We start from the raw sequence: 13,964 nt of genomic DNA, 5'->3' as shown, positions 1-13,964 counted from the left end.
CTCAGAAGCCCACCCCGAGGAACTCTTCCAGCCGCGCGGCCATGAACTCCAGCTGCTCTTCACCCAGGCCCGGGTAGACGCCGAGCCAGAAGGTCTGGTTCATCACCACATCGGTGTTCGTGAGGCTGCCGCTGACGCGGAAGTTGCGGCCGATCATGTAGGGCTGGCGCGTCAGATTGCCGGCGAACAGCAGGCGGGTGCCGATCTTGTGCTGCTCCAGGTAGTTCAAGAGGTCCAGGCGCTTGATGCCGCTCTCGGGCTTAAGCACCAGCGGGAAGCCGAACCAGGAGGGCTCGCTGTGCGGCGTGGCCTCTGGCAGGTGCAGGAACTCGGCGCAGCTTTGCAGGCGCTCTTTCAGCCAGGCGAAGTTGCGGCGGCGGATGGTGATGAACTCGGGCAGCCGCTCCAACTGGGCCAGCGCGCAGGCGGCCTGCATGTCGGTGATCTTGAGGTTGTAGCCCAGGTGCGAGTAGGTGTACTTGTGGTCGTAGCCCTCGGGCAGCTGGCCCAGCTTCCAGCAGAAGCGCTTGTTGCAGGTGTTGTCCTTGCCCGGCGCGCAGTAGCAGTCGCGGCCCCAGTCCCGGAAGGATTCGGCGATCAGGCGCAGCTCGGGGTTGTTGGTGAATACCGCGCCGCCCTCGCCCATGGTGATGTGGTGGGCGGGGTAAAAGCTCAGGGTGCCGATGTCGCCGAAGGTGCCGACGAGCTGACCGCGGTAGGTGGCACCGAGCGCGTCGCAACAGTCCTCCACCAGCCACAGGCCATGCTTCTTGCACAGCGCGGTCACCACGTCCAGGTTGAAGGGGTTGCCCAGGCTGTGGGCCAGCATGATGGCCTTGGTCTTGGGCGTGATGGCCGCCTCGATCAGGCTGGCATCGATGTTGTGGGTGGCCAGGTCCACGTCCACGAACACCGGCACGGCGCCGAACTGCAGGATCGGGTTGACGGTGGTGGGAAAGCCCGCCGCCACGCCGATGACCTCATCACCCGGCTGGATGGCGCGCGCGCCGAGCTTGGGCGAGGTCAGCGTGGAGAAGGCCACCAGATTGGCGGACGAGCCCGAATTCACCGTGATCAGGTGCTGCACGCCCAAGAACTCGGCCAGCTTGCGCTCGAACAGGGCGTTGAAGCGGCCGGTGGTGAGCCAGCCGTCGAGCGAGGCCTCGACCATCAGCTCCAGCTCGCGCGCGCCGATGACCTTCCCGGATACCGGCACGGGCGATTCCCCCGGCACAAAGGGCTTGGGGGCGTGGGCAATCTCGGCGTACTGGCGCACCAGGGTGGCGATCTGCGCGCGCAGGGCTTCAGGAGAGCTCGTCATGGGTGCGTTGGTGTTCATCAATCTGCTGCAGACACAGGGCGCGCACATCGGCGCCGCCCCGCCAGGCTTTATGCCATTCCACGGTGCGCTGCAAGGCCTGCTGCAAGCCCCAGTGGGGCCGCCAGTTCAGGCCTTCGCGGGCCTTGGAGATGTCGAGCTTGAGGGTATGCGCCTCGTGCGGGTGGCCTTCGGTTTCCAGGGCCCAGCGAGCGTCAGGCCCCCAGAGCGCGGCCAGGCGTTCGACGATCCAGCCCACGGTGCGGGCGTCGCGGTCCTCGGGGCCGAAGTTCCAGCCCTCGGCCACGGCCTGGCCGTCCACCAGCAGGCGTTCGGCCAGCCGCAGGTAGCCGCTCAGGGGTTCGATGACATGCTGCCAGGGGCGCACGGCCTGTGGGCGGCGGATGGTGGCGGGCTCGCCGCGCTCGAAGGCGCGCAGCAGGTCCGGTACCAGGCGGTCGGCGGCCCAGTCGCCGCCGCCGATCACATTGCCGGCACGCGCGGTGGCCAGGGCCACGCCGCGCTCAGCCAGGAAGCTCTTCCGATACGCCGCGGTCAGCAGCTCGCTGCAAGCCTTGGAGCTGCTGTAGGGGTCGTGCCCGCCCATGGCCTCGTTCTCGCGGTAGCCCCAGGGCCATTCGCGGTTCTCGTAGCACTTGTCCGTGGTGACGTTCAGCACCGCGCGCACGCTGGGCGTGTGGCGCACGGCCTCCAGCAGGTGCAGCGTGCCCATCACATTGGTGGCATAGGTGCCCACCGGGTCGGCATAGGAGGCGCGCACCAGCGGCTGGGCGGCCATGTGCAGCACCAGCTCGGGCTTGCAGGCCTGAACCGTGCGCTGCACGGCGGCGGAGTCGCGCAGGTCCACGCGGGCATCGCTCGCCAGGCCCTGGGCCACCTGGGCGGCCTCGAACAAGCTGGGGCTTGTGGGCGGGTCCAGCGCCAGGCCATGCACCTCGGCGCCGAGCTGCTGCAGCCACAGCGCCAGCCAGCCACCCTTGAAGCCGGTGTGGCCCGTCAGCAGCACGCGCCGGCCGGCCCAGAAGCTGGCATTCATGCCCAGACCTTCCAGGGAGCGCGGCCGCTGGCCCAGAGCTCTTCGAGTTGCTGCTTGTCGCGCAGGGTGTCCATGGGCAGCCAGAAGCCCTTGTGCTCGTGTGCCATCAGCTCGCCCTGGGCGGCCAGGCGCTGCAGGGGCTCCTGCTCCCAGATCGTGTGGTCTGCCTCGATCAGGTCGATCACCTTGGGCGAAAGCACGAAGAAGCCGCCATTGATGACGGCGCCATCGCCCTGCGGCTTTTCGCGGAAGCTGGCGACGCGGCCCTCGCGCAGCTCCAGCGCGCCAAAGCGCCCCGGCGGCGTGGTGGCGGTGAGGGTGGCGAGCTTGCCGTGCTGGCGGTGGTAGGCGATGGTGGCGCTGATGTCCACATCACCCACGCCGTCGCCATAGGTGAAGCAGAAGGCTTCTTCGTTCTGCAGGTAGCGCGCCACGCGGCGCAGGCGGCCGCCGGTCATCGAGTCCTCGCCGGTGTCCACCAGGGTCACCGTCCAGGGTTCGGCGCGGTGCTGGTGCACGTCCATGCGGTTGCTGCGCATGTCGAAGGTGACGTCGCTCATGTGCAGGAAGTAGTTGGCGAAGTACTCCTTGATCACATAGCCCTTGTAGCCACAGCAGATGACGAAGTCGTTCACCCCGTGGTGGGAGTAGAGCTTCATGATGTGCCAGAGCATCGGCCGGCCGCCGATCTCCACCATCGGTTTGGGGCGCAGGGTGGTTTCCTCGCTCAGGCGCGAGCCCAGGCCTCCGGCCAGGATGACGGCTTTCATGGGGTGGCACTCCTTGGCGCCGATGGCACGAAGGCATCGGCATGGAATTGGTCCGGCGGCAGGCCGGCCGCCGTGAGTTGCGCGCGCGCACCGTCCACCATGGCTGGGTTGCCGCAGGCGTAGACGGTGCAGTGCGCCCAGTCCGGGGCATCGGCCAGCAGCACTTGCTGCACATGGCCGCGTTGGCCGCCCCAATCCGAGCCCGCGCGCGACAGCACCGGCACGTAACGCCAGCGCGGGTGGGTGCAGCTGGGCGCCACATACAGATCGGCCGGCTGGCGACCGCCCCAGTAGAGCGTGAGGGAGCGCGGCTGCTGTGCGGACGGCAGGGTGTCCAGTGCCTGCAGCATGGCCTGCACCGGGGCAAAGCCGGTGCCGGTGGCCAGCAAGATCAGGTCTCGCCCCTCCAGCTCGCGCAGCACGAAGGTGCCCAGCGGCCCGTTCAGGCGCAGCAGGTCGTTGGGTTTGGCCTGTTCGAACCACCAGCTGCTGAACTGCCCCTTGGGCACGCGGCGGATGTGCAGTTCCAGCAGCGAACCGCTGGCGTTGGCCAGCGAGTAGCTGCGCTGCAGGCCCTGCGGGCCGATCAGGTCGACGAACTGGCCGGCCTCATGGCGCCAGGCGGCGCTCGGTGGCAGGCGCAGCTGCACGCGCAGCACGTCCTCGGCCAGGCGCTCCAGGCTGGCGATGCGGCAGGGCCACAGCCGCGCCGGGGGCTGGGCGGGGCCGCGCAACAGCGGTAGCTCCACCTGCACCTCGCCGCGCGCGGTGCGCACGCAGCTCAGCACCTGGCCCTCGGCGGCCTCGGCGGCGCTCAGGCCCAGCTCGGGCTGCAGGGCACGGGTCTCCCCCGCCACCACGCGGGCGCGGCAGCTGCTGCAGCGTCCCGTGCGGCAGCTGTAGGCCACGTTCCAGCCCTGGCGCAGGGCGGCGGCGAGCAGGCTCTCGTCGTCACCCACTTCGATGCGGCGCCCGTCACGGGGGTCGATCAGTTGCGCGCTCATCCGTGCGAAGCCACGACGAATTGCGGGTTCAGGTAGAGCCGGTGCCCGGCGGCACGCAGCGCGGCGTGGAAGGGCACGTGCTCGCAGATCTCGCGGCCCTCGGCCCAGCCGTTGTAGCGCGCGCCCTCCAGTGCGGCGGCCTTGTAGAGCCCCATGCCGCCGAAGGCGGAATCCACCGGCAGCCAGCCCTGCAGCTGGCGCCAATCCACCTGCAGATGGCTGGCCGCGAAGTGGCGCGCCAGTGGAAGGCCCAGCGCGGCATCCATCACCGCACCCTGCTGCATGAAGTCGTAATCACAGAGCACCGGGTGGCGCAGCGCCCAGATGTCGTAGTACGGGCCGGCATTGACGGGGAACACCGCGTCCCAGCAGGGCTCGAGCTGGAAATTGCTGAGGAAGGACTCGGTACTGGGCTGGCCCGGGCCGGCCAGGCCGTCCATGTCCAGCCAGCAGATGTAGTCGGGCTGCAGCGCGAGGGCGCGGTCCAGCAGGCGGTTGCGTGCCAGCGCCAAGCGCAGGGTGCGCTGGGGCAGGGCGGCGGCCAGGCCGGGCTGCTGAAGCAGCTCGATCGGCAGGCTGGCGGCGCGCGCGGCCACGCGCTCGGGCGTGCCGTCGGTGGAGTCGTTCTCGAACACCAGCAGCTGCCAGCGCCCGAACAGCGCGCCCAGTTCGGCCACGCGGTCGATGCTGGGGTCGACCTGTGCCGCGCATTGGCGCGCGCAGCCCAGGAAGACGATGTGCTTGCCCTGCAGCTGCGGCTTCAGCCGCTCCAGCGGCGTGGGCTGCAGGGTCTGCAGCAGGGCTTCGGGCTGCACCGGGCCCTGGTGGTGCAGCTCCACGCGGAACTGGTGGAAGTTTTCCGGCCGGCTCAGGCGCGCCACCCAGCCTTCCGGGCTGCGCTCCACCCGACAGCGCAGCGGCTCCCAGGCCTGCGGGTGCAGGGCCCGGCTGGCCCAGACGGAAAGGTCCAGCACGGCGTCCTGTTGCGCCGGGGGAAAGCGCAGGTGCAGGGCCTCGACAAAGCCGAGGGAATCGTTTTGAAGGGTGAAGCTGAGCGAAGGCATCAGAACAGCGCCGCCAGTTCGGCCGTGACACGGCCCCAGTTGTAGCGCTCGGCCAGGGCCTGGCGCGCGGCCTCCTGTTCGGGGCCGCGCGGCACGCGCCCTTCGGCCACGGTGCGCAGGGCCTGCACCAGGTCTTCCACCTCCGGTGCCATGAAGCGGCCCTGGCCCGCCGGGGCATTGGCCAGGCGGCCGGGGCGGCTGGCCAGGCGGTGGCCCAGGGCGGGCGGTACGAAGTCGTCGGTGGCGCCGCCGCCGGTCACGATCACCCAGGTGCCGCAGCCCATGGCTTCGAGCACCGGCAGGTTGAAGCCCTCGGCGCGGTAGGGCGAGACATAGGCATCGGCCAGGCCGTAGAGGCTGCGCAGTTGGTGCAGGTTCAGGCTGCTGGAGATGACCAGGATGCCGGCCTGGATGTCGGCGCGCTGCAGCAGGGGCTCGCGCTGCATCAGCTCGCCCATCACCCGCTCCACGCCCAGGCCATACAGGCCCTTGTGGTCCTTCAGGATCAGGCGCACAGGGAAGCCCTCGCTGCGCAGCTGCACATAGCCCAGCACCGCCAGCTCGACGCCCTTGTTCCAGGTGCTGACCCCGACGTTGCAGAGCACGATCTCATGCTCAGCGATGCCCACACGCTGGCGCGCCTCCAGCCGCTCGGCCGGGCTGAGCGGCTGGAACACATCGGTTTTGTAGCCATGCGGCACCACCCGGATGGCCTCGGCCTTGAAGCCGCGCTCCACCAGGCGTTCGCGCGCCCAGTGGCTGGGGGTGACGACGAAATCGTCGCCCTGGGTCAGCAGGTCGGTGTCCAGCGGCTCGGGTTCGAAGGCGAGGTCGCCCACCTCGGTGACGACGAAGGTGCCCGTGCGCCGCGCGCTGCCGGGCTGGCCCAGGCGGATTGGTGAGGCGATGCGGTAGCAGCCATCGAGCAGCTGCCCTTCGGGCGGCGGCGGCACGGCGTCGATCAGGGCCTGCTCCTCGGCGCTGAAGCCGGCGCTCAGGCTGCTGCGGCTCCAGTGCGGCAGGAAGTAGGGCGCGTCGCGGTGGTAGAGCTGCCAGCCCGGCAGCTTCAGCCACTCCAGGATCTGGTTCTGGTTCACCATGCCGATCGAGTGGTTGATGCCCCGCCACCCCTCGATGCACAAGGTCTTGCTTGCCGCGCTGCCGTTCATCGGGCGCATTGTGCAGACGCCCCGATGGCCTCAAGGCCCCGAAGCGCCCCGGGTTGACCCGGCATTCCTGCGCGGGCGCTGAAAAAAAGAAACCCCGCCGAGGCGGGGGTTCGGGGCCGGGCCCAGGCAATGGGCCCGGCGTCGCGCAAAGGGTGCGCTGGGGTGCGCTTAGAACAGCGGCGTGGGCGGTCGGTTCAGCTCGTCGTCGTCCAACTGCTTGTGCAGCGGCGGGACGATCGGGGGCAGATCCTCTGGCGGCCTTGGCGTGGCCGCGGATCCGGTCGGATCCGGCGCAGCGCCTCCGCCCGCACCAGCCCCCGGCAGCGGAACCGCATCGGCCGCCGGTGCCAGCAGCTCAACTGCCGGCGGTGCCTCGCGGTCCTTCGCGAACCAGACGTCGGCCATGGTGGACTGGCTGCCGTCGGTCTTGGTGTAACTGGACACCAGCCCGATCAGGTTGCCGTTGTCGACCTCCGTGCCCTTGGCAGCGTGCAGATCGAGGCTGGCAATCCCCAGCTCCGCCAGTGACTTCAGCTCGCCCGCATCGGTCTGGCCGTCGTGGTTGGCGTCCACCCAGACCTTGAGCTGGCCGAAGGCGGCATCCTTGCCGTCGACGTCACCGTCACGATCCGTGTCGAGCTCGCGCAGGGCGGCATAGCCATCCGACGCGCGGCTGCCGTCTTCCAGACGCGTGCCGGAGCCGAACAGTTCGCGGCCGTTGTTGATCAGGCCGTCCGCATTGCGGTCCATCACCAGGAAGCCATCACCGCCGGCCGCCCAACCCCACTGGGCCGACTTGCCATCACCGAACAGGTCAAAGTTCACCCCGCCCGCGGCAGCCGTGGTCTTGATGCCGTCGCCGTCCAGGTCGAGCATGATCGGCGTGGCCAGGAACAGGGCGTTGGTCTGTTCCGTGGTCATCGCGGCGGTCTGATCCGTCGTGAAGGCGAGCACCTGCGACATGTTCATCGCCGCCAGGTCCGCCGTCTCGAAGCCGACCACCTGGTCGGTGGACATGCTGGCGATCTGGTCGCTGGTGATGCCGCGGATCTGTGCCGTCACGAAGGCCGCGATGTCTTCGCTGCCGAAGCCGGCAAAGTCCTCGGTCGTCATGCTGCTCAGCTGGCTCGTCGTGAAGGCACGCACCTGGTCGGTCGTCAGGGCGGAGACGTCACCGGAATCCAGCCCCACGATCTGCGCCGTCGTCATCACGCTGATCTGCGTGGTGCTGAAGGCGGCGAACTGGTCGCTGGTCAGGCCTTCCATCTGCTCGGTCGTCAGGGCGCGGAAGGCCGCGGTGCTGATCCCGATCAGCGCATCGGTGCTGATGCCGCCGATGTCCTCGCTGCTGATGCCGATGATCTGGGCGCTGGTCAGCGTGTTCAGCTGGCTGCTGGTGAAGGCCGCCATCTGGTCGCTGTTGAAGGCGCCCCAGTCTTCGGAGCTCAGCGCACGCAGGCCGCTGGTGCTCAGTGCTCGCAGGTCATCGGTGGCCAGGCCGCCGATCTGATCCGAGCTCAGGGCGCCAATGAAACTGCTGCTGATCGAGCGCCACTGGTCGGTGCTCAAGGCCTGCAAGGCATCGGTGCTGAAGCCCACCACCTGGGTGCTGGTGAGCGCCCCGAGCTGGCTGGTCGTGAAGCCGGTGACCTGATCGGTGCCCAGGGCCGCGATCTGCTCGCTGCTCAGGCCGCGCAGGGCGGTCGAGCCGATGGCCCGCAGGTCATCGGTGGCAATCGCCGCCACCTGCTCGGTACTCAGGCCCAGCATCTGCTTGCTGGTCAGCGACGCGAACTGCGTGGTGCTCAGCGCCACGATGTCTTCGGTGCTGAACGCGCCCAGCTGCTCGGAGCTCATGGTGGTGAGCTGCGTCGTGCTCAGGCTGGCCACCTGGGCCGAGTCGAGCGCTGCCACCTGTTCGGTGCTGAGCGACTTGAAGGCCAGGGTCGAGAGGGCGCGCAGGTCATCGGTCGCGATGGCCGCGACTTGCTCCGTGCTCAAGCCAGCCACCTGGGCCGAGGTGAGCGCCGCGGCCTGCTGACTGCTCAAGGCCACGATGTTTTCGGTGCTCAGGGCCGCGATTTGCTCGCTGCTGAACACACGCACGCCGGCCGAGCCCAGGGCACGCAAGTCCGCGGTCTCCAGACCGGCCACCTGCTCGGTGCTGAGTCCGCTGATCTGACTGGTGCTCAGGGCCGCGAACTGCAGCGTGCTCAGGGCGTTCAAATCTTCGGTGCTGAGGCTGGCGACCTGTTCCGTCGTCAGGCTGCGCACTTGCGCCGTGGTCAGAGCGCCGATCTGCGCGGTGTCCAGCGCACCAATCTGCTCGGTGTCGAAGTTGCGCAGGGCCGAGCTGGTGAGCGCGCGCAGGTCATCGGTGGCCAGCGCGGCGACTTGCTCGGTCGTCAGGCCTTCGATCTGGCTGGAGGTGAGCGTGGACGCTTGCATCGAGGTCAGTGCCACGATGCCCTCGGTGCTCAGGGCGCCGATCTGCTCGCTGCTGAACACTCGCAGTCCAGCCGTGCCCAGGGCACGCAGGTCTTCGCTTTCCAGGTTGGCCACCTGCTCGGTGCTGAAGCCGCGCACCTGGGCACTGGTCAGGGCCGCGAACTGGGTGGTGCTGAAGGCATTCAGGTCTTCAGTGCTCAAGCTGGCGACCTGCTCGGTCGACAGTGCCCGCACCTGAACCGTGGTCAGTGCGCCGATCTGGGCGCTGTCCAGCGCCGCCACCTGCTCGGTACTGAGGGCACGCAGAGCCGTGCTGCTGAGGGCGCGCAGGTCATCGGTGGCCAGTGCCGCAATCTTGTCAGTGCCCAAGCCGGTGATTTGCGCAGAGGTCAGCGTCGCCGCCTGCATCGTCGTGATGGCCACGATGCTGTCGGTCGACAGGGCCGCGATCTGCTCGCTGCCGAACACCCGGATGCCGGCGGTGCCGATGGCCCGCAGGTCATCGGACTCGAGGGCGGAGACCTGCTCGGTGCTCAGCGCTTTGATCTGCGTGGTGCTGAGCGCAGCGAACTGGGCCGAGGTCAGCGCATTCAGACGGTCGGTGCTGAGGCTGGCCAGCTGCTCGGTGCTGAGCGCGCGGACCTGCAGGGTGGTCAGAGAACCGATCTGCGCGGTATCCAGCCCGCCCACCTGGTCGGTGCTGAAGTTACGAAGCGGCGTGGTGGTGATGGCGCGCAAGTCATCGGTCGCGATCACCGACACCTGCTCGGTGCTCAGGCCGGTGGCCTGGGTCGAGCTCAGCGCGGCCGCTTGGCTGGTGCTGATGGCGACGATGTTCTCGGTCGAGAGCGCGGCGATTTGTTCGCTGCTCAGTACGCGGAAGCCGGCGGTGCCCAGGGCGCGCAGGTCTTCGGTCTGCAGACCGGCCACCTGCTCGGTTGTCAGGCTCTTGATCTGCGCGGTATTGAGTGCGCCGAACTGGGCCGAGTCGAGGGCATTGAGGTCTTCGGTGCTCAGGCTGGTGACCTGCTCGGTCGTCAGGTTGCGCACTTGAACCGTGCTCAGGGCGCCGATCTGTGCGGTGTCCAGGGCGCCGATCTGCTCAGTGTCGAAGTTGCGCAGGGCCGAGCTGTTCAGCGCACGCAGGTCATCCGTGGCGATGGCCGCAATCTGTTCCGTGCTCAGGCCAGCCACCTGGCTGGAGGTCAGCGAAGCCGCCTGCATCGAGGTCAGGGCGACGATGCTGTCGGTGCTCAGCGCACCGATCTGCTCGCTGCTGAAGACGCGCAAACCGGCCGTGCCGAGGGCACGCAGGTCTTCGCTTTCCAGGTTGGCCACCTGCTCGGTGCTGAAGCCACGCACCTGCGTCGTCGTCATGGCGGCGAACTGCGAGGTGCTGAAGGCGTTCAGATCCTCGGTGCTCAGCGCCGCGATCTGTTCGGTACCCAGACTGCGCACCTGGGCCGTGGTCAGCGAGCCGATCTGGGCGCTGTCCAGGGCCGAGATCTGATCGGTGCTGAGCTGGCGCAGGGCGGCACTGCCCAGGGCACGCAGATCGTCGGTGGCGAAGGCCGCCATCTGGTCGGTGCTCAGGCCGGTGACTTGCGCGGTCGTCAAGGCCGCAGCCTGCTGCGAGCTCAGGGCGACGATGCTGTCGGTGGACAGGGCGGCAATCTGATCGCTGGCAAACACGCGGATGCCCGCGGTGCCGATGGCCCGCAGGTCATCGGACTCCAGGCCGGCCACCTGCTCAGTGCTGAGCGCCTTGATCTGCGTGGTGCTGAGCGCGGCGAACTGGGCCGAGGTCAGCGCGTTGAGCTCCTCGGTGCCCAGGCTGGCCAACTGCGCCGTGGTCAGCGAGCGGACCTGCAGGGTCGTGAGGGAGCCGATCTGGGCGGTGTCCAAGCCGCCGATCTGCTCGGTGCTCAGGTTGCGCAGCGGCGTCGTGGTGATGGCGCGCAGGTCATCGGTCGCGATCACCGAGACCTGCTCGGTGCTCAGGCCGGTGGCCTGGCTCGAGCTCAGCGCGGCCGCCTGGCTGGTGCTGATGGCGACGATGTTCTCGGTCGAGAGCGCGGCAATCTGCTCACTGCTCAGCACGCGGAAGCCGGCGGTGCCCAAGGCGCGCAGGTCTTCGGTCTCCAGGCCGGCCACCTGTTCGGTGCTCAGCTTGGCGATTTGGGTGGTGCTCAGCGAGGCGAACTGGGCCGAGCTCAGGGCATTCAGGTCCTCGGTGCTCAGGCTGACGAGCTGTTCGGTCGTCAGGTTGCGGACCTGTGCCGTGGCCAGGGCGCCGATCTGCGCGGTGTCCAGGGCACCGATCTGCTCGGTGCTGAAGTTGCGCAGTGCCGAGCTGCTGAGGGCGCGGAGGTCATCGGTCGCGATGGCGGCGATCTGGTCGGTGCTCAGGCCCACGACCTGGGCGGAGGTCAGCGAGCCCGCCTGCATCGAGGTCAGGGCGACGATGCTGTCGGTGCTGAGGGCGCCGATTTGTTCACTGGTGAAGACGCGCAGGCCGGCGGTGCCCAGGGCACGCAGGTCCTCGCTCTCCAGATTGGCAACCTGCTCGGTGCTGAAGCCGCGCACCTGGCCGGTGCTCAGTGCCGCGAACTGCTGCGAGCTGAAGGCGTTCAGGTCCTCGGTGCTCAGGCTGGCAACCTGCTCGGTCGTCAGGGATCGCACCTGGGCCGTGGTGAGGGCACCCACCTGGGCGCTGTCCAGCGCGGCCACCTGCTCGGTGCTGAGCTGGCGCAGCGCGCTGCTGTTGAGGGCGCGCAGGTCATCGGTGGCCATGGCGGCCATCTGATCGGTGCTCAGGCCGGCCACCTGCGCCGAGGTGAGCGATGCGGCCTGCATCGAAGTGAGGGCGACGATGCTCTCGGTCGACAGGGCGCCGATTTGGTCGCTGGTGAAGACGCGGATGCCGGCGGTGCCGATTGCGACCAGGTCGGCCGACTCCAGCGTACTGAGCTGGTCGGTGGACAGGGCGCGCAGCTGAGCGGAGCTGAGGGCGGCGAATTGCGCCGTACCGAATGCATTCAGGCTGTCGCTGGTGAGGGTCGACAACTGATCGGTGGTGAGGCTACGCACCTGGGCACTGGTCAGCACACTGAGCTGGGCGCTGTCAAAGCCGGTGAACTGTTCGCTCGTCAGGGATCGCAGGGCGGCGCTGGACAGGGCACGAAGGTCATCGGTTGCGATCACCGAAATCTGTTCGGTGCTCAGGCCTGCGGCCTGGGTGGAAGTCAGCGAAGCAGCCTGCTGGGTGCTGATGGACTGAATGCCCTCGGTGCTCAGTGCGGCGATCTGGTCGCTGGCCAGCGCGCGGATGCCCGTGGTGCCCAGAGCGGCAATATCGGCCGACTCCAGGTTATTGATCTGTTCGGTGCTCAGCGCCTTGACCTGCACCGTGCTCAGCACGGAGAACTGCGAGGTATTGAGGGCGTTCAGCTCATCCGTGGCCAGCGTGGTCAGCTGCTCGGTGGTGAGCGTGCGCACCTGGGTGGTGGTCAGTGAACCCACCTGAGCGCTGTCCAGGCCGCTGACTTGGTCGGTGCTGAGGTTGCGGATCGTCGAGGTGCTGAGGGCACGCAGGTCGTCCGTGGCCAGTGCGGCCACCTGGTCCGTACGCAGGCCGGTGGCCTGCTGCGAGGTCAGCACGCCAGCTTGGGAGGTGCTGATGGCGACGATGCTCTCGGTGGACAGCGCGGAGATCTGCTCGCTGCTCAACACCCGGAAGCCCGAGGTGCCCAGCGCCCGCAGGTCATCGGTCTCGATGGCCGCGACCTGCTCGGTGCTGAAGGCGGAGACCTGGGTGGTGGACAGGGCGGCGAACTGCACCGAGGTCAGGCCGGTGAAGTCCTCGGTGGTCAGGCTGTTGACTTGTTCGGTCGTCAGGGCCCGTACCTGGGTGGTCAGCAGGGCGCCCATCTGGGCGGTATCCAGCGCGCCGATCTGAGCTGTATCGAGCCCGCGCAGCGTGCTGGTGGTGATGGCCCGCAGGTCATCGGTCGCGATGGCCGCAATCTGGTCGGTGGTCAGTCCGACGGCCTGCGAGGTGGTCAGCGCCCCCATCTGCTGGGTCGTCAGGGCCACGATGCTGTCGGTGCTCAGTGCGCCGACCTGTTCGCTGCTCAAGGCCCGGAAGCCGCCCGAACCCAACGCGCGCAGGTCGCCAGACTCCAGGGCCGAGACCTGCTCGGTGGTGAAGGACTTGATCTGAGTCGACGTGAAGGCGCCGAACTGCGTGCTGCTGAAGGCGTTCAGCGACTCGGTGCTCAGCGAGACCAGCTGTTCGGTGGTCAGCGCACGGGTCTGGCCGGTCAGCAGTGCTGTCAGCTGGTCCGAACTCAGCGCCGCCACGTCCTCGGTTTCGAGGTTGCGGATCTGCGTGGTCGTCAGGGAGCGCAGTTGCGTGGACGTGAAGGCGCCGAATTGCTCGGTGCCCAGCGCGTTCAGCATGTCCGTGCGCAGCGAAGCGACCGAAGTGGTGCTGATCTTCTGCAAGTCTTCCGTCTGGAAGGCTGCGAACTGCTCGGTATTGAGGTAGCGAAACGCGAAGCTGGTGAGCGAACCCACTTGCTCCGTGGTGAGCGCCTGGACCTGCTCGGTGTTGAAGGCCGCCCAGTCCTCGGTGGTGAGGCGCGACAGGATGGTGGTCGTCAGGCCGGCAATTTGCTCGGTGGTCAGGCCGGTGATCAGAGATGCCATGGTGCGCTCACTTGCTCAAAAGTTCAGAGGCCCAAGCGGCGTCCCGCATGGGCTGGCGGCAGAAAACCAGCGGTTCAGAAATGCCAACGCACACCGCTGCCCAGGGCAGGGGTGTGCAGAAAGAAAGATGCGACGGGCGGTCGGTCATGTCCATCCCCTGGATGGCCAGCCGGCATTCGCTTTGGATCTCGCAGTTGGCATCGTTCTTTTCTCATGAGGCCGCGACAGCCTGATTGCAAATACAGGCCTGCGGCTACCGAATGGCAGTGGTCGTTCTCGGCTTATCGGACGCCCTGGTCGGACCTTTAGCGGTTTCTAAAGGTTTCTGGCTCGCCTCCGTACAAACCAGTAGATCGGTACAGCGAACCCCTCATTCCAGGCCGGCATCAAGCCCATCGGACCCTCATTTGAGGGGGATCCTAGT

7 protein-coding genes are annotated in these 13,964 nt (G+C 68.1%); all 7 read right to left on the bottom strand.

The genetic code is table 11. The features are described 5' to 3' along the window. Position 1 precedes the first annotated feature (1 nt). The 7 genes from rfbH to ACE3QP_RS09420 all read right to left on the bottom strand — a co-directional run bounded on the left by rfbH (position 2) and on the right by ACE3QP_RS09420 (position 13,540). Complete coding sequence (gene rfbH, locus ACE3QP_RS09450) at positions 2-1,321, bottom strand: lipopolysaccharide biosynthesis protein RfbH (protein ID WP_374435522.1); 1,320 nt, start codon at positions 1,319-1,321, stop codon at positions 2-4. Continuing rightward, positions 1,305-2,375: a CDP-glucose 4,6-dehydratase gene (gene rfbG, locus ACE3QP_RS09445; RefSeq protein ID WP_374435520.1), complete on the bottom strand. Its 1,071-nt coding sequence runs from the start codon at positions 2,373-2,375 to the stop codon at positions 1,305-1,307. The genes rfbH and rfbG overlap by 17 nt, the downstream gene beginning before the upstream one ends. Next, positions 2,372-3,145 carry a glucose-1-phosphate cytidylyltransferase gene (gene rfbF, locus ACE3QP_RS09440; RefSeq protein ID WP_374435518.1) on the bottom strand — a complete coding sequence of 258 codons (774 nt, stop codon included), beginning with the start codon at positions 3,143-3,145 and terminating at the stop codon, positions 2,372-2,374. Before rfbF ends, rfbG begins: the two co-directional genes overlap by 4 nt. Next, a complete protein-coding gene (locus ACE3QP_RS09435) occupies positions 3,142-4,149 on the bottom strand; it encodes a 2Fe-2S iron-sulfur cluster-binding protein (RefSeq protein WP_374435517.1) in 1,008 nt (335 codons plus the stop codon). The genes rfbF and ACE3QP_RS09435 overlap by 4 nt, the downstream gene beginning before the upstream one ends. Further along, entirely contained in the window at positions 4,146-5,213 is a 1,068-nt protein-coding gene (locus ACE3QP_RS09430) for a hypothetical protein (RefSeq protein WP_374435515.1), read from the bottom strand. The genes ACE3QP_RS09435 and ACE3QP_RS09430 overlap by 4 nt, the downstream gene beginning before the upstream one ends. Then, entirely contained in the window at positions 5,213-6,382 is a 1,170-nt protein-coding gene (locus tag ACE3QP_RS09425) for a glycosyltransferase family 4 protein (RefSeq protein WP_374435513.1), read from the bottom strand. Before ACE3QP_RS09425 ends, ACE3QP_RS09430 begins: the two co-directional genes overlap by 1 nt. 168 nt (positions 6,383-6,550) lie before the next feature. After that, positions 6,551-13,540: a heme utilization protein gene (locus tag ACE3QP_RS09420; RefSeq protein WP_374435511.1), complete on the bottom strand. Its 6,990-nt coding sequence runs from the start codon at positions 13,538-13,540 to the stop codon at positions 6,551-6,553. Positions 13,541-13,964 lie beyond the last annotated feature (424 nt).

This window comes from Inhella sp. (genome assembly GCF_041912635.1).
GTDB lineage: Bacteria > Pseudomonadota > Gammaproteobacteria > Burkholderiales > Burkholderiaceae_C > Inhella.
This window is presented reverse-complemented; position numbering and strand designations above follow the sequence as displayed.

Coding starts and splice junctions, on each gene's coding strand:
- ACE3QP_RS09435 (WP_374435517.1), bottom strand. CDS start 4,149: ATGAGCGCGCAACTGATCGACCCCCGTGACGGGCGCCGCATCGAAGTG.
- ACE3QP_RS09420 (WP_374435511.1), bottom strand. CDS start 13,540: ATGGCATCTCTGATCACCGGCCTGACCACCGAGCAAATTGCCGGCCTG.
- ACE3QP_RS09430 (WP_374435515.1), bottom strand. CDS start 5,213: ATGCCTTCGCTCAGCTTCACCCTTCAAAACGATTCCCTCGGCTTTGTC.
- rfbH (WP_374435522.1), bottom strand. CDS start 1,321: ATGACGAGCTCTCCTGAAGCCCTGCGCGCGCAGATCGCCACCCTGGTG.
- ACE3QP_RS09425 (WP_374435513.1), bottom strand. CDS start 6,382: ATGAACGGCAGCGCGGCAAGCAAGACCTTGTGCATCGAGGGGTGGCGG.
- rfbG (WP_374435520.1), bottom strand. CDS start 2,375: ATGAATGCCAGCTTCTGGGCCGGCCGGCGCGTGCTGCTGACGGGCCAC.
- rfbF (WP_374435518.1), bottom strand. CDS start 3,145: ATGAAAGCCGTCATCCTGGCCGGAGGCCTGGGCTCGCGCCTGAGCGAG.